General features: G+C 60.5%; 16 protein-coding genes. 12 read left to right on the top strand and 4 right to left on the bottom strand.

All coding sequences use genetic code 11. From position 1 onward, the window contains the following. Positions 1–27 precede the first annotated feature (27 nt). Both AC4PS7_RS02040 and AC4PS7_RS02045 read right to left on the bottom strand, forming a co-directional pair. Positions 28–2445, bottom strand: coding sequence for a glucose/quinate/shikimate family membrane-bound PQQ-dependent dehydrogenase (locus AC4PS7_RS02040; protein WP_044286685.1), 2418 nt, complete (start codon positions 2443–2445; stop codon positions 28–30). Between the two features lie 380 nt (positions 2446–2825). Further along, a complete protein-coding gene (locus AC4PS7_RS02045; RefSeq protein WP_492179043.1) occupies positions 2826–4844 on the bottom strand; it encodes a TonB-dependent receptor in 2019 nt (672 codons plus the stop codon). A gap of 140 nt (positions 4845–4984) precedes the next feature. Here AC4PS7_RS02045 and AC4PS7_RS02050 point away from each other — a divergent pair, with 140 nt between their 5' ends. The 11 genes from AC4PS7_RS02050 to AC4PS7_RS02100 all read left to right on the top strand — a co-directional run bounded on the left by AC4PS7_RS02050 (position 4985) and on the right by AC4PS7_RS02100 (position 14266). Further along, positions 4985–5218, top strand: coding sequence for a VF530 family protein (locus AC4PS7_RS02050; protein WP_010212838.1), 234 nt, complete (start codon positions 4985–4987; stop codon positions 5216–5218). Positions 5219–5222: 4 nt separating this feature from the next. Further along, positions 5223–5846, top strand: a complete 624-nt coding sequence (locus AC4PS7_RS02055) for a Pr6Pr family membrane protein (RefSeq protein WP_010212837.1) — start codon at positions 5223–5225, stop codon at positions 5844–5846. A 702-nt stretch (positions 5847–6548) separates the two neighbouring features. Continuing rightward, positions 6549–7058, top strand: coding sequence for a fimbrial protein (locus AC4PS7_RS02060; protein ID WP_032883091.1), 510 nt, complete (start codon positions 6549–6551; stop codon positions 7056–7058). Positions 7059–7108: 50 nt separating this feature from the next. Further along, entirely contained in the window at positions 7109–7669 is a 561-nt protein-coding gene (locus AC4PS7_RS02065; protein ID WP_010212835.1) for a fimbrial protein, read from the top strand. 19 nt (positions 7670–7688) lie between these two features. Beyond that, complete coding sequence (locus tag AC4PS7_RS02070) at positions 7689–10292, top strand: outer membrane usher protein (protein ID WP_021491809.1); 2604 nt, start codon at positions 7689–7691, stop codon at positions 10290–10292. Next, a complete protein-coding gene (locus tag AC4PS7_RS02075; RefSeq protein WP_010212832.1) occupies positions 10289–11050 on the top strand; it encodes a fimbria/pilus periplasmic chaperone in 762 nt (253 codons plus the stop codon). Before AC4PS7_RS02070 ends, AC4PS7_RS02075 begins: the two co-directional genes overlap by 4 nt. 21 nt (positions 11051–11071) lie before the next feature. Further along, positions 11072–11644 carry a fimbrial protein gene (locus tag AC4PS7_RS02080; protein WP_010212831.1) on the top strand — a complete coding sequence of 191 codons (573 nt, stop codon included), beginning with the start codon at positions 11072–11074 and terminating at the stop codon, positions 11642–11644. Positions 11645–11654: 10 nt separating this feature from the next. After that, positions 11655–12149: a fimbrial protein gene (locus AC4PS7_RS02085; RefSeq protein ID WP_010212830.1), complete on the top strand. Its 495-nt coding sequence runs from the start codon at positions 11655–11657 to the stop codon at positions 12147–12149. A gap of 13 nt (positions 12150–12162) precedes the next feature. After that, positions 12163–12642 carry a fimbrial protein gene (locus tag AC4PS7_RS02090; protein ID WP_010212829.1) on the top strand — a complete coding sequence of 160 codons (480 nt, stop codon included), beginning with the start codon at positions 12163–12165 and terminating at the stop codon, positions 12640–12642. An 11-nt stretch (positions 12643–12653) separates the two neighbouring features. Beyond that, the gene (locus AC4PS7_RS02095) at positions 12654–13202 is read left to right on the top strand and encodes a fimbrial protein (RefSeq protein ID WP_021491808.1); all 549 of its coding nucleotides are present in this window, start codon (positions 12654–12656) and stop codon (positions 13200–13202) included. A gap of 98 nt (positions 13203–13300) precedes the next feature. Further along, on the top strand, positions 13301–14266 hold the full coding sequence (locus AC4PS7_RS02100) for a fimbrial protein (protein WP_045791274.1): 966 nt from the start codon (positions 13301–13303) through the stop codon (positions 14264–14266). Positions 14267–14280: 14 nt separating this feature from the next. Here AC4PS7_RS02100 and AC4PS7_RS02105 read toward each other — a convergent pair whose 3' ends face one another. Together AC4PS7_RS02105 and AC4PS7_RS02110 are read right to left on the bottom strand one after the other, a co-directional pair. Next, positions 14281–15048: a siderophore-interacting protein gene (locus AC4PS7_RS02105; RefSeq protein ID WP_010212823.1), complete on the bottom strand. Its 768-nt coding sequence runs from the start codon at positions 15046–15048 to the stop codon at positions 14281–14283. Further along, positions 15045–15614 (bottom strand): PadR family transcriptional regulator, encoded by a 570-nt coding sequence (locus AC4PS7_RS02110; protein WP_010212822.1) that lies wholly within the window; start codon positions 15612–15614, stop codon positions 15045–15047. Before AC4PS7_RS02110 ends, AC4PS7_RS02105 begins: the two co-directional genes overlap by 4 nt. 158 nt (positions 15615–15772) lie before the next feature. Between AC4PS7_RS02110 and AC4PS7_RS02115 the strand changes: the two genes are divergently transcribed. Continuing rightward, on the top strand, positions 15773–21475 hold the full coding sequence (locus AC4PS7_RS02115) for a membrane-targeted effector domain-containing toxin (RefSeq protein WP_492179044.1): 5703 nt from the start codon (positions 15773–15775) through the stop codon (positions 21473–21475). Positions 21476–21536 lie beyond the last annotated feature (61 nt).

Consider the following 21536-nt stretch of genomic DNA (forward strand, 5'->3'; position numbering starts at 1 on the left):
CCGCCTTTGTTTTACCGCCGGTGACGCTTATTCCGGCAGTTTGAACGCCATCACGTAGTCACCCTGTTTGGTGCCCAGGGAGCCGTGACCGCCGGCCATGACCAGCACGTACTGCTTGCCGTCTTTACCGGTGTAGGTCATCGGCGTGGTTTGCGCGCCTGCTGGCAGGCGGCCTTCCCACAGTTGCTTGCCGTTTTTCACGTCATAGGCACGCAGGTACTGGTCGAGGGTACCGCTGAGGAACGCAACACCACCGGCGGTGGTGAAGGTGCCGCCCAGGCTAGGTACGCCCATGGTCAACGGAATTGGAACCGGCGCGCTGTCACGCACGGTGCCGTTCTTGTGCATCCAGATGGTCTTGTGGGTGGTCAGGTCGACCGCCGCTACATAACCCCATGCCGGCGCCTGGCACGGCAGGCCCATTGGCGACAACATGGCTTCGAGGATCACACCGTATGGCGCGCCTTTGTTTGGCTGCACACCTTCGGTTTCGCTGACGCGTGGGCCTTGCTTGGCGATGTCGGCGGCCGGGATCAGCTTGGATTTGAACGCCATGTAGCTTGGGTTCACGAAGGCGATCTGGCGCACCGGGTCGACGGAAATGCCACCCCAGTCGAACACGCCGAAGTTGCCTGGGTAAACGATCGAACCTTGCAGCGAGGGCGGCGTGAAAGCACCGTCGTAACGCATGGATTTGAAATCAATCCGGCACAGCAGTTGGTCGAACGGTGTCACGCCCCACATGTCACGCTCTTTGAGCGGCGGTGGCATGAAGTTCAGGTCGGACTTCGGTTGGGTCGGGGAGGTGCGGTCGCCCGCCACTGCGCCTTGCGGTACCGCCACTTCGTGGATCGGCACGACCGGTTGGCCGGTGGCGCGGTCCAGCACGTAGATGCTGCCTTGTTTGGTCGACGCCATCACTGCCTGCTTCACGCCGGCTTCGGTCTTGATGTCGATCAGCGAAGGCTGGCCGCCCACGTCCATGTCCCACAGGTCGTGGTGAGTGAACTGGAAGGTCCACTTCACGTGGCCAGTGTCGATGTCCAGGGCGGTGAGGCCGGCAGCGTATTTCTCGGAATCGTCGGTACGGTCGCCGCCGTATTGGTCGGGCATCTGGTTGCCCATCGGCAGGTAGAGCATGCCGAGTTTTTCATCCACGGCGAACATGGACCACATGTTCGGCGAGTTGCGGGTGTAGGTCTTGCCTTCGGCCAACGGGGTGGTGTCGTCCGGGTTGCCGCTGTCCCAGTTCCACACCAATTTGCCGGTGTGCACGTCGAACGCACGGATCACGCCGCTCGGCTCGTCGGTGGAGACGTTATCGGTCACGTGACCGCCGATCACGACCAGGTTCTTGGTCACGGCCGGTGGCGAGGTGGAGTAGTAACCGCCTGGGGCGAAGCCCCCGATGTTCGCGCGCAGGTCGACTTGGCCTTTGTCACCGAAGTCTTCGCACATCTTGCCGGTGTCGGCGTTGAGGGCGATCAAGCGGGTGTCGGCAGTCGGTACAAAGATGCGTTTCGGGCAGGCATTCGGTGCGGCAGCCGGGCTGGCGCTACCGGTTGGGCTCTGCTCGGAAGCGTAGGCGGCGTCATCGTGGTACGACACGCCACGGCAAGTCATGTGCGCCCAACCCTTGAAGTTCTCGGCACCCATGCTGCTGATCTTCGGATCGAAGCGCCAGATTTCCTTGCCGGTGTCCGGGTCCAGGGCAATCACTTGGCTGTGTGGCGTGCACACGTAGAGCATGCCGTTGACTTTCAGCGGGGTGTTTTCCGCGGTGGTTTCGCCTGGATCGTTCGGGCCAGGGATGTCACCGGTGCGATACGTCCACGCCGGCACCAGCTTGTGGGCGTTTTCCGGGGTGATCTGCGCCAGTGGCGAGTAGCGATCGCCGTAGGCCGAACGGCCGTAGGAGTTCCAGTCACCCTCAGCCTGGGACGGCGCAGCACTGGCCATGCCAGGTACTGCGTCGCGGTCCAGTTGGCCGGTCTTGACCATTTCACCTGGGTTGGTGAATTGGCTGGCCAGGGCGGTAGCACCCGCCAGCACCACGGCCACACTCAGTGCGCCAGTGCCCAGCGGGGCAGGTTGGCCACGCAGCAACGGACGGCGAAACCACGGAAGCAGCATGACGATGCCCAGGGCGAACAGCAGCGCCAGGCGCGGCACCAACTGCCACCAATCCAGGCCGACTTCCCACAAGGCCCATACGGTGCTGGCGAACAGCACCAGTGCATACAGGCCCAGTGCAGCGCGGCGGGTGGCCAGCAGCAGGACGCCGGTCAGGGTGATGCCGATACCCGCCAGCAGGTAGTACAGCGACCCGCCAAGCATCGTCAGCTTGATACCCCCGGCCAGCAAGGCCAGGCCCATGATCAGCAGCAAGACGCCTAGCAACCTGGGCAGCAGGCGGCTTGGGCTTGAAGCACCATCAGTGCTCATAGTGTGTTTCTCCGTGACGTTGGAATTATGTATCCCCGTGTTTCTTCACTGTAGATGACGATTCGACACGGGCTTGGTTCAGCGTTAATTCGGATTTTCTGGGGATAAGTAGGGTTATCCACAGGCGGGCGATTTATCCTCAGGCGCAGGTCTGGGTAAGACAGCGCTGTCTTGAAAGGCGGTTTGAAGCAGCAAGATGGGGTCGACCGGGAGGTGAAACGTTTCAGATTATTGCGGGCAAGGATAAAGGGAGTTTTCTTGGAGAGAAAGGACGAATCGCGATATGCATCATTTCTGAATTGGTAACAGTGACCAAGTGTCGCTGCAAAACCAATGTGGGAGCGAGCACGCCCGCTCCCACAGGGGGCATAGGGTGTGAGTTAGAACGTGGTGCGAATGCCGAACTGCACGCTTCGACCCGGTGCCGGCGCAATATCGCGCAGGATCGAACTGGCATAGCGCACAGTTTGATTGGTCAAGTTTTCACCGTTCACAAACGCCAACCACTGGCTGCCACCGACATTGAAGCGATAACCCGCGCTTGCCCCCAACGTGGTGTAGGCATCGGTGCCGCTCTCGTTATCCGGCACACGGCCCTGGCCTGCGGCATGTTCCACGTCGATGCGCGCCTGCCAGCGGTCCAGTTCCCACAGCAAACCGCTGTTCAAGCGCAGCGGTGCAATACGCGGCAGGGCTTCGCCGGTGTCCAGGTTGGTGGCGCGGGTGTAGTCGCCCGACAGTTCCAGTGCGAACTTGCCGTAGGCGCTTTCGCCAAGTTTCCAGTGATCCTGGGCTTCGAAGCCAGCGAAACGGGCGCGCACGCCGGAGTATGTGTACTCGGGGATGCCGCCAGCGTCTTCTTCGCCTTCATCGTTCAGCGTGCGACCGCTGCCCAGCAGGCCGATGTAGTTGGAGAAGCGGCTGTAGAACATGCCGAAGCTGCCCTTGTGAGTGCCATTGTCAAAGCGCAGCGCCAGGTCGCTGGACACGGCTTTTTCTTTCTTGAGGTTGGCATCGCCCAACTCGTAGGTGCCGGTGGCGACGTGGGCGCCATTGGCATACAGCTCGTAGAACGTCGGTGCGCGTTCGGTGTAGCCCAGGGTTGCGGCCAGGGACCAAACCGGCGTGAGGGTGTAGACCGCACCGGAAGACAGGCTGCCGGCGGTGAAATCGTTGGATTTATCGGCACCGGCAAAACGTGCGTTGCCCTTGGCATCCGGGTCGACGTTGGTGTGTTCCAGGCGTCCGCCGAGGCTGAGTTTCAGGCGTTCAGTGGCCTGCATTTCTTCAAGGATGAACAGCGCGCCGGCATTGGTGTTGGTCTGCGGAACAAAGGCTTCTTCACCCAGGGCCGAGAACTCGTTGCGGGTCACTTGCGCGCCTACCACACCGTCGAACGGACCAATGGGTTGGTGGCGTGCTTCGACGCGTGCTTCATAGCCTTTGTTCTTGAAGATCGTACCGGTTTCGCCGCCTTCGATTTCGCGGTGTTCGTAGTCGGTGTAGCCGGCGTCGAGTTTTACCGAGGTAAATGGGCCTTGCAGGTTGCGGATTTCCGACGCGAAGGCGTAATGATCCTGCTTCATGCGGATGCGTACGTCCTGCTCGGCCGGGGAGCCATAGTTCGCGTCGTAATTGCTGTAGGACAAACCAGCATAGCCGTCGTCCCAGGTGTAGGAACCGCCCACGGCACCGCCATCCTGGCGTCCGTCGCTGTTGCCCAGGCGACCGTTTTTGCCGGGGGCGTCTTCGGTTTCCGGGGCGTGACGGCTGCGTGCCTGGCCGGGGATTTTCAGGTCGTTGAAGGCCCGCGCATTGGCATCCAGGTGCAAGGCGAACGTACCGTTGCCGGCTTCCAATTTGCCCGCGCTGCTGCGGGTGGTGTCGGCGCCGCCGTAGCGCAGTTCACCGGCACCGTGGATGCCTTCGATGGCCTCGGTAGGGATGCGGTTGTCGAAGGTATTGACCACGCCGCCGATGGCGCTGCCGCCATACAACAGTGCGGCCGGGCCACGCACGATTTCGATACGGTCGACGTTGACCGGGTCCAGCGGCACTGCGTGATCGTAGGACAGCGACGAGGCATCCAGCGCGCCCACGCCGTTGCGCAGGATGCGAATGCGGTCGCCATCCTGGCCACGGATGATGGGACGGCTGGCACCGGGGCCAAAGTACGACGATGAAACACCCGGCTGCTTATTCAGGGTTTCACCAAGGCTGCCTTTTTGTTGCAGGGTCAGGTCATCGCCCTCCAGTACCGTGGTCGGCGAGGCGAGTTGTTCGCTACCCAATGGGTTGCCAGTGATGACTTGGGGTTGCAGCTCCAGCGCGTGGGTTTCGGAGCAGATCAACAGGGCGGCGGCAAGTGGGGTCAAGCGCCATACAGAAGAGAAGGGCATCAAACACATTCCTTGGCAAAACGACTAAAGATTTGAAATTCATGGTTACAATATAACATTCCTTTTTAGCTGAGAACGGGAACTTTTTTGTTCGTGCTAAAGTGACCGGCTGTATTTCTACTTACTGCAAAAGGCCCGGCATGACCGCGACAAGCAACGACCCACTCCACGGCGTGACCCTGCAACACGTCCTCACCACCCTGGTGGAACATTACGAATGGAGCGGTCTGGCCGAACGCATTGATGTGCGCTGTTTCAAGAGCGACCCCAGCATCAAGTCGAGCCTCACGTTCCTGCGCAAGACCCCTTGGGCGCGGGAGAAAGTCGAAGGCCTCTACGTAAAACTGATGCGCACCAAACGTCCGCTGGACTGAACCTATGAAGCGCTGTGTAGCGGCGGCCGCCTTGGCCGGTTGGGTGGGGCTGGCGATTCAGCAGTACCTGATTTTCCATTCGCGCTGGTCGACAGGCGCCAGTCTGTTGGGCGGGCTGGTCAACTTCTTCAGCTTCTTTACGGTGCTGACCAACACCCTGGTGGCGGTGGTGCTGAGTTATGCCGTGGTTCATCGTGATTCAGCGGTGAAGCGGTATTTTCTGGCGCCCGGGGTCAGCAGCGCGATTGCCGTCAACATTGTGCTGGTGAGCCTGGCCTATAACGTGTTGCTACGGCATTTGTGGCAGCCCGAGGGGTTCCAGTTCATCGCCGACGAATTGCTTCACGACGTGATGCCGCTGCTGTTTGTCGTCTACTGGTGGCGCTGCGTGCCCAAGGGCGCCTTGCGGTTCAAGCACATTGGCCTGTGGGTGTTGTACCCGCTGGCGTACTTCGCCTATGTGTTGCTGCGCGGGGATTTGCTCGGGCAGTACCAGTACCCGTTCATCGACGTCGGTACCCTTGGTTATCCACAGGTGTTTGTGAATGCCGGGGGGATTTTGACGGGGTTTGTGCTGATCGCGTTGGCGGTGGTGGGCTTGGACAAATGGCTCACGCGGGCACAGTAAAAAAGCGCGGGCTTGCCCGCGATCACGCCTGCCCGAACACCTTCCCTCTCAAACCTCTGCACCCCTAAGTCTCCACCCGCCGTATGCGCCGCCGCTGACAGCTCTCTGCGCGTCGCTCGCCCCTGGCTTGGTTTCCATCGTGACGAAGGTATACAGCGCACCGCGCGGCAACGGATGGACGCTGAATCAGCGTCTGGTCGCACGAAACCGATAACTAACTCGCCGAGGCACAATCGGCTGCCTCTACACGCTCGTGTCTTAATTAGTTAGTGGGTTTGGCCCGGTAGAGGCTGTTATTTTTCTACGCTTGTAATCCCGTTCTTACATACCTGTTTGTAGTTGATGGATGCTCATTAACTTGCATGTAGTCTGTTTCTTACGGATGGTTTTAAAGTTTTGGCAAGTTGCCATTATTTTCCTATGTGTCTGCGTGTAACAAAGCTACGCACGTTTGCGAATCGGACGGCTTACTTCTTAATGGCGACGGGGGAAACTTGCGCTGCTTCGAACAACATCCTGATTAAGCAATGCAAATAGTTGGAAAAGCCGTTTTACGCACAATCGCGTGATCCAAACTTTTACCGAGATAAATCAGGCGCTACACCCTGTTCGTCGCTCGCTTAGTAAGTCCTGTAGCACTGTTGTTGCAGGGGGTCTTAATGAAAATTATTAATGTGTGAGTACTGGAAAATGAAAAGCAAAATGAAAACTGCACTGTTGTCTGTCGGGCTGTTGCTGGGTTCGGCGTCCATGGTTCATGCGGCGGATGGAACGGTTACGTTTATCGGGTCGGTCCACTCGGGTGCTTGCTCTATTAAGCCTGACTCCGTCGATCAGACTGTTCACCTGGGGGCGATCGCAAAGCATCAGTTGCAGAGCGGAGGCAAGTCTGAGGCCCGACGTGTGCTTATTGAACTTGAAGGCTGCGATTTGACTGGCCTCACTGATAACACCGTGACGACCACCTTCACCGGGGCACCCTCGGGCGCTGTGCCTGGCGCGATCGGCACGGTCGGCGGTGCGGGTGGTATCGGCATCATGATGACGCATGGCAACAAACTCGTTGAGCTGGGTGTCCCTACGGCTCCGCAGGCCATTGTCGTCGGTGATAACACCCTGGAGTTCGGTGCCTATGTACAAGGCGCCGCTGCGGACCCGATCGTCCCTGGCAGTTTCAGCGCGGTAACCAATTTCACCTTGGCTTATCAGTGAGTTTTCCCCCCGCCACTTAAGGTGGCGGGGGACGCTGGCGGGAGAAAACGGTGAATACATTCATACGCCTTGCTATCACCTCTTCATTGACGATTTTCATCAACCCTAGCGTGTTCGCGCAGGAGCCTGCGCAAGGCGCCGGGGTCGTCACGTTGGGAGGGGAGATCATTGACTCAGCTTGCGGGCTGGAATTGGTCAGTGCCGATCAATCCATCGAGATGGCGCCCGAACCCATAGGTCGGCTCTTGCGAAATACGATGGGCGAACCACACCCCTTCCAATTGCGTCTGGTCAATTGCTCATTGAGTCGCCCCGACCCGTCGCGGCCAGGCGTCAGTTTGCCGGATTGGCAGCATCTGCAAGTGACCTTTGACGGGGCTCGCGATAGAAACGGTCGCTCCTTTGCTGCCTTCGGCGATTCAGAGGGGATTGCCCTTCATATCTGGGATGCGGCTGGTCAAGAGAGTGTTCCGGGTGAGCCGATGCCTCTGCTGCCGTTGGCTGAAGGTGACATGACACTTCACTACACGCTTCGCCTGATTGGAAACGGACTGCCGCTGGTGCCTGGCGCTCACCTTGCTGCGGTGCGGTTCAAGTTGGAATACTTTTGAACAGTGATGGGTTGTTTTCATGTTGAATGCGTCGAAGATCAAAAAAACGCTCCGCCCAAGCCTGTTTGGCGGGTTGATGTCAGCGGTGGGAACGGCATTGGGTGCAGGGGATATCGAGTTTAATACCGATGTTCTTGATCTCGTTGACCGCACCAATATTGACTTGTCTCAGTTTGCTCGCAGTGGGTTTATTCTGCCGGGCACTTACTCGATGGTTGTGCAGATCAATAGCCAGCCTATTTCTGAGCAATCGGTGGCGTTCTATCCCCCCGATGATGATCCCAAAGGCAGTCAGGCCTGTGTGTCGCGCGCGCTTGTGGAGGAGTTGGGCCTCAAGGCCTCCGGCGCTGCCGGGCTTACTTGGTGGAAAGGCGGGGAGTGTCTGGATATTCAAGGCTTGCCGGGTATGGAAGTCGCTGGCGATCTGGCCACCTCCACCCTGAGCATCAACCTCCCCCAGGCCTACCTTGAATACAGCGCCATCAACTGGGACCCACCCTCCCGCTGGGACGAGGGGGTGCCGGGGTTGCTGGTTGACTACAACGTGACGGCGCAAGCCAGTCACCAAAAGAATGACAGTGTCCGCCATAACTTCAGTGGCAACGGCACCGTGGGCGCCAATGCCGGGGCCTGGCGCCTGCGGGCGGACTGGCAGGGGCGTGTCGACAGAGACCGCGATCAGGCGGCCAGGCATCCGACACTGGAGTGGAGCCGCTACTATGCCTATCGCGCCATTCCTGCGCTCAAAGCGCGCCTGGTACTGGGTGAGGACTACCTGTATTCGGAGCTGTTCGACAGCTTCCGTTTTACCGGTGCTGCACTCAACTCGGATGAAAGTCAGCTGCCACCCAACTTGCGCGGTTACGCACCTGAAGTGGTCGGGGTCGCCAAGACCAATGCAAGGGTCATCATCAGCCAGCAGGGGCGTGTGCTGTATGAAACGCTGGTCGCGGCCGGACCTTTTCGTATTCAGGACCTGAATGACGCCGTGAGCGGCAGGCTCGATGTGCGGGTCGAAGAGCAGGATGGTTCGGTCCACACGTTCCAGATCGATACGGCAGGCGTGCCCTACCTGACGCGGCCTGGACAAGTGCGTTACAAACTGGCGAGCGGGCGACCGTCGAATCTTCAGTACGGCGGTGATGGTGACTTCTTCGGCAGTGGCGAGTTTTCGTGGGGCATCAGTAACGGCTGGTCGTTGTATGGCGGCGGTATAACCGATAACAACTACCGTGCGCTGTCGGTCGGTGCCGGTCGTGACCTGTTGGCGTTCGGTGCTGTGTCACTGGATGCAACTCAGTCGCACGCGAGTGTGTGGAATGAGACGCTCTCGGGGAAATCCTACCGCCTTCAATACTCCAAGAAGTTTGAAGAATACGACAGCCAAGTCACCTTTGCCGGTTATCGCTTTTCCGAGAAGAACTACTTGAGCATGAGTGAATACCTCGATGCTCGACATTACGGGAGAAACGGCGAACTCGCCGGGCTCGACAAAGAAAGTGAGTACAGCGGCAGTTGGAAACCGATTGGGGGCAGCAAGGCACTTTATACGGCCACGCTGAATAAGCAGTTTCGGGATCTGGGGGCCACGGTTTACCTGAGTTACAACAAACAAACATATTGGGAGCGCCCGGCCACTCAGCGTTGGAACGTGTCGATGTCACGCTACTTCAATGTGGGTAGCGTCAAGAACTTGAGCGTTTCGCTGAACATGTATCGCACTCAGGAGTACAACTATAAGGATAACGGCATGGCGCTGACGGTCAGTCTGCCGTTGGGGCGCAGCGGCACGCTGTCGCTGGATGCCAATAGGGCAGCAGGCAAGAACAGTTTTTCGACGCGCTACAGTGATCGCCTCGATGAGCGTAATAGCTACCAGCTCAGTGCCAGCGATAACGCTGCCAGTGGTTATCTGAGTCATATCGGTGACCAGGCAGACATCGATCTCGCTGCCAGTAAGCAACAAGGCGATTACACCAGCCTCAGTGTCTCGGCGCGTGGCGGCGGCACACTCACCGCTCACGGTGCGGCATTGCATCGTACCAACAGCACGGGCGGTACGCGCCTGATGGTCGATACCGCCGGTGTGCCCGATGTGCCTGTGCGGGGTTATGGCGCGCCGACGCGCAGCAACGCCTTCGGCAAAGCGGTCATTTCCGATATCGGCAGCTATCAGCGCACGGCGGCCAGTGTCGATCTGGAGAGTTTGCCGAGCAATGTCGAAGCCACTCAATCCGTCACGCAACTGACGCTCACCGAAGGGGCGATCGGATATCGATTCCTGGACGTGATTTCCGGCCAGAAGGCCATGGCCGTTCTGCGCCTGCCGGATGGCAGTTCCCCGCCCTTCGGCGCGACGGTGAAGAACGTCAAACAGCAGGACACCGGGATTGTGAATGACGGCGGCAATGTCTACCTCAGCGGTATTCAGCCCGGCGAAGAGATGATCGTCAGTTGGGGTGGGGCCGAGCGATGTGTCCTCACGCTGCCAGGTGTTTTGCCGGCCGATGGCTTGACCCATGCCCTGCAACTGGGCTGCCGCAGGGTAGCCACTGATCAATCCTTGCCCGAGCCAGCCAAGCTGACCGGGAAGCCTACCGATATGGAGAACACATCCTCATGATGCTCAAAACGCGCCTCACACTCCAAGCCTTTACGCTGCTGGCCCTGGGCTTGAGCCAGAGCGCCAACGCGGCGGTTGGCCTGGATCGTACCCGAGTGATTTTTGATGGTGGCAAAGAGGCCACCAGCGTGAACATCACCAACAACAACACCCAGTTGCCCTATTTGGCTCAGGGCTGGATCGAGGACGAGGCGGGCAAAAAAATCACCTCGCCGTTGATCGTACTCCCGCCGGTTCAACGCCTGGAGCCAGGGAAGCAAAGCCAGGTGAAAGTTCAGGCGTTGCCGGCGGCCAAATCGTTACCGCAGGATCGAGAGACGGTCTACTACTTCAACCTGCGGGAAATTCCGCCGCGCAGCGATAAGGCCAACACCCTGCAAATTGCGCTGCAGACTCGGATTAAATTGTTCTATCGGCCGCAAGCCATTGCGCCAAGCCAGCAAGACTTATCCAACCCGTGGCAGGAAAAACTGACCCTTACCCGCGAAGGCGAGCGTTACCAGGTGAATAACCCTACGCCTTACTACGTGACCCTGGTGGATGCACGCAGCACCAAGGACGGTAAAACCGTGCCGGGCTTCGAACCCCTGATGGTTCCGCCCAAAGGCACGCTGACCTTGGGGCCAACGGCCACCGTACTCGGCACAACGCCTTATTTGGCCTATGTGAATGATTACGGCGGGCGTCCGGTACTGGCATTCACCTGCGGTGGCAATACTTGCAAGGTCAACTCGCAAGTATCGACGCCTAATGAATAGTGCCTGCTGCTGGAGAACGTCATGAAGTCGCGCAATGTGAAGGTCTTGGGCGGCCTGTTGCTGGTCTTTGCGGGGGGCGCACAGGCCGAGGATGTCGAGGGCATGAATGGGCTGCTGAACATTTCCGGGGCCATGCATGAAACCCCCTGCAGCCTGGAGATGGCCTCACTCCATCAAACGGTTGACCTGGGCGCCGTGTCGACCAGCCAGTTGCAGCGTCCCGGCGATCAGGCAAAACCGGTGGCGTTTCAGCTGCGGTTTACCGATTGCCACCGCACCGCAGGCAGCATCCGCAGTGAACGTACCGGGAACCTGACCTGGAGTGCCTTTCAACCCGTGCTGTCGGTGGCGTTTTCCGCACCCGCCGATGCTGATGATCCGCGGTTGGTCAAAGTGCAAGGCGTCACCGGGATGGGCCTGCAATTGACCGATGCACTGGGGCGGGATGTGCAGTTGGGCGCCAGGGGCGAACCGTTGTTTTTACCCCTGGGCGGCAATGTCCAGACCTGGAACGTTCAACCCACGCGCACTTCCGCGGCGTTGACCAGTGGGGCGTTTCGGGCCGTGGTGGATTTCAGGCTCAATTATGAGTAGGGGCAGAGTGATGGCAACCTCAACCGGCCCGTGGGCCATTCTTATCGCTGGCAGCCTGCTGTGGGCTGTCGGCCAAGGCGTGCAGGCTGAAACCAGCCTGACCATCCGCGCGGTCATCATCGCGCCGCCGCCCTGTGTCATTAACAACGGCAGTACGCTCGATGTGCCGTTTGGGAACGACCTGCTGACGTCGCGGGTGGACGGGGTCAATTATCGTCGAGACGTGCCTTACACCGTCAGGTGCGACTCCCCCTTCAGCAACGCGTTGACCCTCGAACTCAAGGGCTCGGGGGCTGCGTTCGACAATCGTGTGCTGGTGACCCGCAAACCGGATCTTGGGGTCAAGCTGTTCGTGAACGGGGCTGACTGGCCGCTGAATACGGCGGTGAATTTTACCTATCCGAACTTTCCGGTGGTGCAGGCGGTGCCGGTCAAACGGGCGGGCAGCACGCTGACGGGAGGCGCATTTGATGCGACCGCCACCCTTGTGGTCGATTACCAATGAAGAGGAACGATCAATGACATTTTGGCAACCGCGAGCGTTGCTCGTCTGGTGGTCCATCGGCCTTTGCAGTGGTGCTTCGGCCAACCTGACCTTTAGCGGAACGCTGAACGAGCCTCCTCCTTGCACGATCGATGGCGGCAACACCATCGAAGTCGACTTTGGGGACGTCGGCGTCAAGCGAGTCGATGGCGTGAAATATCGCAGGGGGCTCGGTTACACCATCAGTTGCAGCCCTGCCACGCTCCCTTGGGAGCTGAAGTTGAGTGTGAACGGCACGCCCACGGTGTTCGACGGCTCGGCGGTGCAGACCAATGTGCCTGAACTGGGCATTCGGATTTTTCAGAATAACCTGCCGTTTCCACTCAATACGCCACTGGAGATAACCCTGTCGTCGCCGCCGGTGTTGGAAGTCGTACCGGTCAAACCGCTGGGCGCCATTCTGGCCCCGGCAAGGTTTACGGCGGTGGCCACGCTATTGGCCGAATACGAGTAGGAGTTGAGCCCATGCGACATGAAATGCTTCATAAAGGCTGGGCATGTGCCGGGCTGGCATGCCTGTTGATCTTCGGCCTGATCCCGGCGGGGCAGGCGGCGGACAACCTGAGTTTCAAGGGCAATCTGGTTGAAGAGGCTTGTACGATCCGCCCTGGCGACGAGGCCATCACCTTGGAACTCTGGGACGTTACCAGCAAGCACCTCTATATCAACACGCGCTCACAGGGGAAGGGTTTCAAACTGCACCTGGAGGATTGCGACACCACGATTGGCAACACGGTCACCATCACGTTCGGCGGCAGGGAAAACATGGCGCTCCCTGGATTGTTCGCGCTGGACGGTGGAAGCGGTGCATCAGGTATTGGCGTCGGTTTAGAGACGCCGAGCAACAAGCCATTGCCGCTCAATACCGTCAGCGATGAACAGGTGCTGAGTAATGGCAACAATGTCATTGAACTCAAGGCCTATGTGCAGGGTGAGCCGGATGCGATCAGGGATCAAACCATCGGGCATGGCCTGTTCACAGTGACCTCGACGTTTACGCTGGACTACCCGTAACCGCCTCAGACAAGCCTCAACTCTCCCCTGGGCGGCGTTAAAGCGTGGGCTGAATGTTCGCGGGGCAATGCATGGGTAGAGCAACAAGAGAGATCAAAATGAAACAACTCTATAGTGCGATGGCGCTGTTCGTCCTGATGGGTTTCAGTACGATCGCAAGCGCCGCTACATGCCGTGTGAATGGCGGACAGTGGACAGAGATAGTCGGGGAACTCCCCCTACGGGTCCCTGTTACGGTGACCTTGGCCGCAGATCGTACACGGATAATGATGGAAGGCGCACGGCTTGAATGTGGGTTCTCCAGAGGCTCGCAGAGCCCGTCTTCCCGGCGGGACTACTGGGCAACGGGTAGCTCGGCGGGGACCCCCTGGGTACCGGGTATCAAATTCAGCCAGGAAGGGGCTGGTTTGCGAATCAATGGAACGTACCGAAATAACCCTATCCCGAACGGAATAAGGTTCGCCACACTGCCTGACGACCTGAGAGGTTATCCGATCGATGTCACGCCCTACATTCTGCTGCGCAACAATCCGTCCAATCCGATCGATATTCGAGTAGGGGATACGCTGGGAATCCTGCGTCTCACCGCCACGAACAACTACAACGCCAATACGGCAAGGATCTCGGTTACCTACACCGCCGCCAACAACTTCACCATCACACCGTCAACCTGCACGATCAACAATAACAACCCGATCGAGATCAATTTCGGCAACGTCCACCAGCGGGCCATCGGCGCCGATCCGTTGACCACGACGATCCGTAGCGACCGCAGGCTTACCTACTCATGCCCGGACGGCGGGATTACCACGCCGATAACTATTTCCTACAAAGGCAGCCCGTCGTCGTTCGACACACGCCTGCTGATGATGTCCAACCCGGACGTGGGCACGGCCCTTATTCGTGCGGGATCTGCGGTTCCAGTCAACGGTTCGTTCCTGACCCACATTACCAACAGCGTGGGGGGCGACGATGTGACGTTTTCTCTGGTTCGGCGCGCGGGGTCGCTACCTGCCGCTGGCGCCACCAGCGGCAGCGGGGTATTGGTGATGGGGGTGCCGTAACACCCGCACCAGGCTCATTCTTCCTCACTGCCCTCGGCACGCCAATAACCGACGGCCTTGAGGAACGCTTCATCGACCTTGTGCGTGTCCAGCAACACCCGACGCACCTGACGCGACAGCTTGGTTTCCATCGCGACGAAGGTGTACAGCGCGCCGCTCGGCAACGTCAGTGTGCGCACGGTGTCGAGCAGGTCAACCTGGCCGCGTAGCACCCAGATCACTTCCAACTCGGCCGCGCTGTGCAGCGCCTGTTGCTCGGCCGCATCGGCGATTTCAATCACCGCCAGCACCTTGCGCCCGGCCGGCAGTTCTTCGAGGCGGCGGGCGATGGCGGGCAGGGCGGTTTCGTCGCCGATCAGCAGGTAACTGTCGAAGATATCCGGCACGATCATCGAGCCCCGTGGGCCGCCGATGTACAGGTGCTGGCCGACTTGGGCCTGTTCGGCCCAGGTGGAGGCGGGGCCATCGCCGTGCAGCACGAAGTCGATATCCAATTCGCCAAGGCTGAGGTCGAAACGCCGTGGCGTGTAGTCGCGCATCGCCGGCTGCGGGCCATCGCCCTTGATGCTGAACGTCGGGCTTTGCAGCGCGGCCTGCTCGGCGGCGTTTTGCGGGAACATCAGCTTGATGTGATCGTCACTGCCCAGGCTGACAAACCCCGCCAGCTCAGGCCCGCCGAGGGTGATGCGGCGCATGCGCGGGGTGATATCGACCACCCGTAGCACGTCGAGGCGACGGCGTTTGATTTCATGGGTGACGCGATGGATGACGGGCGTATTCATTGGGTTTCCCCCTGGACAGGTTGAACGGCCGGGCCGTCGACGATGGCCCGGGCGGTGCTGTTGAGCAACGCGGCGACGCGCGTGATTTCTTCGGCGCTCCAGCGCCCATGGTGCAGTTGCAGGGCATGGCGCAGGTTATGCACCGCCTCGTGGATTTCCGGCGGGCGATCATGGCCGCGCAGCGAGCGTTTGCTGACATCGATGCGCATGCGCACGCCTTCCAGTGCAATCGCCTGCTCACCTAAAGAAAGACGACCGGCGTCGGTGAGGGTGTAGCGTTTTTTTCCACCTTCGGCGTCGCCGCTGATCAATTCGCTTTCTTCAAGAAAGGTCAGGGTGGGGTAGATCACGCCGGGGCTGGGACTGTAGGCACCGTCGAACAGGCCTTCGATCTGGCGGATTAAGTCGTAGCCGTGGCACGCCTGTTCGGCGATCAACGCCAGCAACAGCAACTTCAGGTCGCCGGGGGCGAACACGCGTGGGCCGCGGCCGCCGCGTTCTCGGCCGGGGCGTTTTTCGAAGCCGTCGCGGCCGTCGCCGTGGTGGTGGGAATGATGCTCTCTCATTTTGGGCCTCTCCGTTCTGGTTAAGATATAACTTAAGATATATCTTAAGGCTGTTCAAGATCAGTCGACCAATGGTCGCGGCCCTACTTAACTACCACCGCCTCGTGTGATGCGCCCAGCATGCTGATAGCCCTTCCCATGTGCATGGAGCCAGTGCGATGAGCACATTGATTTCTCCCCCTTACTCGCCGACCTCCTTGGAAATACGGGGCTATCTGCATCAGATCGGTCACCAGTTGCTCGAAACCGACACCCCTTTGCTGTCCAAACGGCCGCTCCCCATCGAGTTGCAGCAGTTGGAAAAACTCAACCAGACGCTCAAGGCATACACGCAAGCGCATGTTGAAGAAAATCGTGCGCTGTACGCCGATGTGGCCCAGGTCGACCTGCAGAGTGACGAGGGCAAGCGACGGCTGGCGACGCTCAAACGCGACCTCACCCCGCAGTTGCAGAAGCTGGACGAAGTCGGTGTGCTGGGCAGCAAAAGCCTGCGCACGTTCATGGCCAACGACGCGGGCCTGGTTGCGTTGGAACTGGAAGCCAGGCTCAACATTCAGGACTATCTGCTGCATCGTGAAGAAGCCCGGCTGGTGCAGAACCTGGGACTGGGGCCGAGCTTTCGACCGGGCATCTATGCGCTGACCTTCACCTACCAAACGCAGACGATCGAATTCGCCGGGGCCTTTGTGCTGACCGAAAAAAACACCCCCGTGGTCACGCAGTTGACCGCTGCGGAGGACGTCGGCTACGTGGTGCTGTTTACCCCAGCCCGTGGCTTTGAGTCGTTCGGCACGCTGGCCGAGATGAACAGCCAACTGCGCGAAGCAATGGCGGTCGGCAGTTGGCGCAAGGAGTTCATGACCCTGCTGCCGCGCCAATACCAGGGGCTGTCCGCCATGGGCGTCTGGCCTCTGCTGTTGACGTCCATCGATGGCGAACCGCTGTGCGAACACACCTACGACGCCCGGCTGGCCAAGCGCGCGCTGGATATCGACTGGGCCCTGAGCAACCCCGGCCCCAGCGCCCAACACCTGCTTGCCGAGCTGGACGCTGCGATACGCGCCGCGTTGCCCGACTTCAGTCAGCGCCTGGAATTGCGCGCCCAACGCCTGCTGGACCGCTGCCTGGAACACAGCGCCCCGGCCTGGTACCGCAACGCCCCCAGCCACCAACGCGAGGCTCTGGCGCGGCACCTGGCCGAGTACGACGAGGCCCGGCAAACCCTGCTGAACCTGTTCGGCCATGCCGCCTCGCCGCAGACCCTGGCGCGCTATCAGTTGCTCGAACAACTGGCCACTGACCTGGAAATCAACGACCTTGACCCCGACCGCCTGCACGTGCGCACGCGTCGCAGCGTGGCCAGGGTCGGCACCTACGAACAAAAACACAGCCTGACCGAGCTGGCGCTGCGCGGCCTGCACAGCGGCGACGAACTGGCCGGGTCGACGTTTTTGCTCAATACCTCCTTCACCTATGCCGACGCGCCGCTGCCCGAGGCCTATCAAGACTTGACCGCCGACTATCTGGTCGGCCTGCTCGACACCCTCAAGCCGCGTGTGGCGTTTGAAACCGTGCGCCGCGAGTACTACGCCAAACCCGAGATCCATGCCGCCATCGAACAGTTGCTCGACCGCCGCCTCAACGCCCTGGCCTACACCGCCAAGCTGCAACGCCACATCACCGCGGCCGACTATCAACGCTTCACCCGCCTGCGTCGCGGCACCGACGCGCAACTGCGCGCGAGCAGCGTTGCGCTCAATGGCTATGTGCTCAAAGACCTCTGGCTGCTGCGCGAAAGCGACGAGCAGGGCGGCCTCACGCGCTTGCTGCTGTGTACCCCCGAAGCGCCCCAGGCCCAGCAGTTTCATGGTTTCGACTCAGAAGTGCTGTGCCAGGCCCACCTCCTCGCGTGGTGTGCAGACGACGCCATGCGCGCGTATCTGCTGGAGCAAGTACCCCTCAAGTCCCGTGCGGGCCTGAACACCTTCATGACCGGCCTGGGCTTTATCCCGGCACACCAGGAATACCGTCACGTCACCTTCAGCGAGGCGAGCAGCCACGCCGACTGCCTCAAGACCTTGCGCGGCCAGCTGCTGGCGGTGCAGACCGACGATTACCACTGGGGCACCCCAACATGGTACCGCGCGGCCAGCGAGGCCCAGCGCCGACAATTGACGCTGTTGGCCGAGCAGGCCGAAGGCGCCGCCAACACCTACGCGCAGCACCCGTTGTCCGACGCCAGCTTCATCACCTTCGAGCGGTTCCTGCATGCCCAGGCCAAGGTACAGCTCAATACCCTGCTTGGCCGCCAGCGGCAAAACGATGTCGACCCCGATACGGTGTGGGTGCATTACCCCAAAAACTTCCCGGCGTTAACGCGCCCCGCGTCCGTGACTTATACCCGGCTGTATCGCGATGGTTATGAGGAGTCGCTGGGGTTTCTCGACGCGAAGTTCGAAACCGTCGCCACCTTCATGGGCCCGGCCGGGGTCGACCTGAGCAAGCTCACGCCGCGCAATGTCGGGCTGTCAGTGCGCGGCGTGTGGATCGGCCAGCGCTACGCCAATGAAGTCCAGGCCAAACTGCAAAACCCCACCAGCCCCGGATACGCCCTGCGCCGCGATGCAACGCTGGCCATCAACCAGTTGCAGTTGCGCAACGCGGCGCTGGAGTCGCGCCTCAAAGGCCATATCGTTCAGGCCGATCTGGACTGGTTCGAGCGCGCCGTCCAGAGCCTGGACGACACCTCGGTCGAGACGCGCAGCACCTACCGCGTGCATCGCCTGATGATCGACGGCGACTGGGTGATCGACACCCTGCTGTTCAGCCACGCCGCGAACCCGGTGTTGCTCTATACACCGCAGGCCCCGGACGGCGTGTTCTTCCGAGAAGCCAGGCAGTTCAACTACCTGCTGAAAAAAGTCGACGGCATGCTCGACTACTTCTGCACCCGCGTCGCGGTGCAGTCCCAGGTGCGCGTGCGGCATTTTCTGCAAACCGCCCAGGCCGGCCTGCCCGCGGACCTCAACAGCACCGACCTGAGCCTGGCGCGCTACGACACGATCGAGCGCGTGCCGCCCGTGCTCGACCTGCGTCACCTGCTGCACGACATGAAGCTGCAACGCAAGATCGACGACGTGGCCGCCACCACGGTCAATCGCACCGACATGATCATTGGCCTGGTCTGGCGTTGCCTCGAACCGCTGATCGCGATTGCGACCGCGCCGTTCCCGATGTTGAGCCTGAGCCTGGGCCTGCTGCTGGCGCTCAAGGACGGCATGCTCGCCCTGCACGCCTACAACCAGGGCGACACCGACGCCGCGCTGCAACACTTCGTCGGCTACCTGAGCAACAGCCTTGGCGCGGTGTTCACCGACCTGCGCCCGGCACTCAAGTCCATCGGCCCGCTGGTGCGGCCGATGCGCCACCTCATGCGCCCAGCCGCGCCGCGCGAGGCCATGGCGCTGATCAAACAACTGCAGCCACCGCCCCCCGCGCCCGCCGCTATGCAGGCCGTACTATTCGAAGGCCGGCCGTTATGGGCGCCCAAGCAACCCGATGCCTTGGGCCGCTATCTGCTGTTTCGCCAAGACCCGGTAAGCGGCAAACTGTTGTCGACTGCGCGCCTGGTCAACCAGACGGTCGAGGGGCGCTGGGTGCGCTCGGGCCTCACCGGCGGCGCGCCGAAACGTGCGCTGCCGACACCCCATGCGTTGCAGCGCTATGAAGTGCCGATCGAACAGGCCAAAGACTACGAAACCCTGATGACATTGGAGTTTGGGCAACACTCCAGTGTCGATCAGTTGTTAGGCGAGGGCACCCGTGACAGCCTGCTGACCTATGAAATGAGCCCGCTACGGGCTCCGTATTTAAAGGCATACCTGCAGTTGCGCAGCGACGCCGACACCTTCTTCGCCGAGCTCAAACCCATCGTCCCCAGGGCCGATGTGCTGGCCTTGGAAGTGAACGCGAGCCATCGGCATATCCTGGAAAGCGCCTTCAAGGAAAACCAAGGCTTGGTGCTGGGCGCGGTGCCTGGCTCGCTCGCCGCCAAACAGCTGCTGATCGACAACATGCCCACCCTCTACGAGCAGGGCGTGCGGCGCCTGTATATCGAATACCTGCCGGGCGACTTGTTCCGGGCCAAACTGGACAAGTTCAACGCCGGCGGCAGCTACAGGCACATCGGCGACTATTTGAAAAAAATCGAGACAGCCCTGGGGATCGTCAAAGACTCGCCGCACTCCTATCGCGCCCTGATCCTGGCGGCACGCCGCGAAAAAATCGCCGTCTGTGCGCTGGATGCGTCCACCGGCTACGAGGTGGACAAAGCCTTCAACCTGAGCAACGGTGCGATGGTCAGCCCGCGACCCAACGCCCAGCGCAATTTTTATTCCCACAAACTGATCGAGACCGACCTCGCCGAAAAACCCAGCGAAGGTTGGGTCGCGCTGGTCGACAGCCGCCGCCTCAACACGCACACACAGACCCCAGGGTTGGCGGACCTGCAAAAGACCCTGAGTGTGCGCGTCGAAGACGTCGCTGCCGGCCAGCCGGTAGGCATCTGGAACGACGTGCCCGGCTCGATCGCCGACGATCCGTTGGCCAAAGCCGATTTCAAGCTGACCCTGCAAACCTCCTACAGCGCGCCCCCTGTGTTCGTCAGCGCACCCCGCGCGGCTAACACCTTCAGCGACTTCGATATCGACCCACGATTCACCCAAGAACTGCACGAAATGGGCAAAGACCCGCATCCGTTCGACACCCGTTACGGCTCGCTCAACCCGAAAATCGCCGCCGCCGAAAACGCCTTTCGGAAAACCCGCGACCGTCTGAATAAGCGCGCGCAAGAGTTCTTCAAAACCCATGAACTGCCACCCCGGCCCACCTTGCCGGACTTGCCGGCGAGCACCACGCCCGCCGACTTTATCGAGCGCAGCTACCAACACGCCCCAGGGCTGATCATCTGCGAGAGCCACGCCGAGCAATCGAGCAAAGCCCTGCTGATCGATCAGATGAGCGTACTCAAGGCGCAGGGGGTCAAAACCCTGTACATGGAGCACCTGTTCACCGACCTGCACCAGGCGCACCTGGATGCCTTCCATCAAACCGGGGTGTTGGCCAAACCGCTCAAAGACCACCTGTGGACCTTAGACCGTGGCCACATGATCGAGTACCAGGGGCCGCACACCTACACCAGCGTGGTGGAAGTGGCGGGCAAACACGGCCTGCGCATCCGCGCATTGGATTGCGTATCGAGCTACTACACCAAGGGCATGAGCGAACCGAGCACGTCGCGGACGTCGATGTTCAACTTCTTCGCCAGCGAGGTCATCCGTCAAGACCAGGTCGCCCAGGGCGCGCACAAGTGGGTGGCGCACATGGGGAACGGCCATGTGTTTCCGGTCGAAGGGATTGCCGGGGTGGCCCAAACGCAAGGCGCGATCAGCCTGCGGACATTCGATGTACCGACGGGCACGACCACCGAGTTGCGTTCAGGGCTGGAGTGGACAGTGGCCTACGGCTCGTCGTTGTACCCCAACCGGCTGACGGCGATCCGCAGCGACTTCACCTTGAGTGTCGGCATTCCTGGCAAGCGTCCTCCTCCCGCCTATGTGCCCGCCGATCGTTCACGCTTGACGCGACCGGGGCAGTTCATGGTCGAGCAGCGTTCACCCCACGAAGTGAACCTGGTGCATCACTCGCGCAGTGGCGAGATCCTCTCCACGCCGATCCAGATCGACGATCAAGGCCGCTTCTTCATCGAGCGCTGGGCAGAACTGAAGGACGAGCGCTTTACCGTGTTCGAACGACTGCTCAGCGCCCTTGATCAGGTGCTCAAGCTCACGCACGTCCAGTAGGCCTGGCGCCCCCTGTCGGCATGCGGCAGGGGGAAAGCGCGAATTGCCGTTCGGCTCAGAG

The organism is Pseudomonas sp. DW-iso3, assembly GCF_058725305.1.

What these genes read in the sequence shown, in the direction of transcription:
- AC4PS7_RS02040 (WP_044286685.1), bottom strand. Translation starts at nt 2,445, where the DNA reads ATGAGCACTGATGGTGCTTCAAGCCCAAGCCGCCTGCTGCCCAGGTTG.
- AC4PS7_RS02045 (WP_492179043.1), bottom strand. Translation starts at nt 4,844, where the DNA reads ATGCCCTTCTCTTCTGTATGGCGCTTGACCCCACTTGCCGCCGCCCTG.
- AC4PS7_RS02050 (WP_010212838.1), top strand. Translation starts at nt 4,985, where the DNA reads ATGACCGCGACAAGCAACGACCCACTCCACGGCGTGACCCTGCAACAC.
- AC4PS7_RS02055 (WP_010212837.1), top strand. Translation starts at nt 5,223, where the DNA reads ATGAAGCGCTGTGTAGCGGCGGCCGCCTTGGCCGGTTGGGTGGGGCTG.
- AC4PS7_RS02060 (WP_032883091.1), top strand. Translation starts at nt 6,549, where the DNA reads ATGAAAACTGCACTGTTGTCTGTCGGGCTGTTGCTGGGTTCGGCGTCC.
- AC4PS7_RS02070 (WP_021491809.1), top strand. Translation starts at nt 7,689, where the DNA reads ATGTTGAATGCGTCGAAGATCAAAAAAACGCTCCGCCCAAGCCTGTTT.
- AC4PS7_RS02075 (WP_010212832.1), top strand. Translation starts at nt 10,289, where the DNA reads ATGATGCTCAAAACGCGCCTCACACTCCAAGCCTTTACGCTGCTGGCC.
- AC4PS7_RS02080 (WP_010212831.1), top strand. Translation starts at nt 11,072, where the DNA reads ATGAAGTCGCGCAATGTGAAGGTCTTGGGCGGCCTGTTGCTGGTCTTT.
- AC4PS7_RS02085 (WP_010212830.1), top strand. Translation starts at nt 11,655, where the DNA reads ATGGCAACCTCAACCGGCCCGTGGGCCATTCTTATCGCTGGCAGCCTG.
- AC4PS7_RS02090 (WP_010212829.1), top strand. Translation starts at nt 12,163, where the DNA reads ATGACATTTTGGCAACCGCGAGCGTTGCTCGTCTGGTGGTCCATCGGC.
- AC4PS7_RS02095 (WP_021491808.1), top strand. Translation starts at nt 12,654, where the DNA reads ATGCGACATGAAATGCTTCATAAAGGCTGGGCATGTGCCGGGCTGGCA.
- AC4PS7_RS02100 (WP_045791274.1), top strand. Translation starts at nt 13,301, where the DNA reads ATGAAACAACTCTATAGTGCGATGGCGCTGTTCGTCCTGATGGGTTTC.
- AC4PS7_RS02105 (WP_010212823.1), bottom strand. Translation starts at nt 15,048, where the DNA reads ATGAATACGCCCGTCATCCATCGCGTCACCCATGAAATCAAACGCCGT.
- AC4PS7_RS02110 (WP_010212822.1), bottom strand. Translation starts at nt 15,614, where the DNA reads ATGAGAGAGCATCATTCCCACCACCACGGCGACGGCCGCGACGGCTTC.
- AC4PS7_RS02115 (WP_492179044.1), top strand. Translation starts at nt 15,773, where the DNA reads ATGAGCACATTGATTTCTCCCCCTTACTCGCCGACCTCCTTGGAAATA.